Source organism: Streptococcus pseudopneumoniae (assembly GCF_038148935.1).
GTDB classification, from domain to species: domain Bacteria; phylum Bacillota; class Bacilli; order Lactobacillales; family Streptococcaceae; genus Streptococcus; species Streptococcus pseudopneumoniae_U.
In genome coordinates this window covers 1-606 of sequence record NZ_JBBJZX010000202.1, presented here as the reverse complement: position 1 = coordinate 606, position 606 = coordinate 1, and the positions used below count along the sequence as shown (strand labels likewise).

The 606-nt window shown below is 37.5% G+C and carries 1 protein-coding gene; it reads right to left on the bottom strand.

Features of this window, described 5'->3' with window-relative positions:
- Positions 1-236: 236 nt before the first annotated feature.
- Positions 237-329 (bottom strand): type I toxin-antitoxin system Fst family toxin, encoded by a 93-nt coding sequence (locus WKI42_RS10600; RefSeq protein WP_000970294.1) that lies wholly within the window; start codon positions 327-329, stop codon positions 237-239.
- Positions 330-606: the final 277 nt, after the last annotated feature.

Genomic DNA, 606 nt, shown 5'->3' with positions numbered 1-606 from the left:
GTTGTCTATTCGTTTACTAAATCAAAATTTCTATGAAATTGATAGAATCCCTAATTTTCTCTTAAACTTGAAAGTCTTGTTGTAAAGCGGTTAAAGCTTGAGAAGCTGAGGATGTAAAGTTTTGACAAATTTTGTGAACTGTGGGATAATGGAGAGGAATTAAGGATTAGTTCTATATCATGGACTAGAAAAGACCCCAAGCTCACGTCCAAATAAGCTTGGGGTCTTTTTTGACACTATCTATCTTTGTTTAGCCATTTATCGACTAAACGAAGGATGACACCGACCACAATCGGTCCGATGATAGTTTTAAGGATTAGTTCCATCATGGGCTATCTCACCTCCTTTCGTAGGCGGTGTAGTAGTGCCGTAGAATATTATACCACATAAGTGCTAAAGTCGGGAGTCACCCAATCTGGTGGAGTTTTTTTGCTCTATTTCAGGCTTTTGGGGACTATTTTAAACATCATTTTTCGATATTTTTCGGATTTTGGTCGGGGAATTGGAGGGGACTTTTTTAGGAAATATGACTAAGAAATAGGTTTGCTGTTACTTCAGCTACTTCAAACTCAATTTGATTGTAAGGGACTGTTAATTGAAGGACTG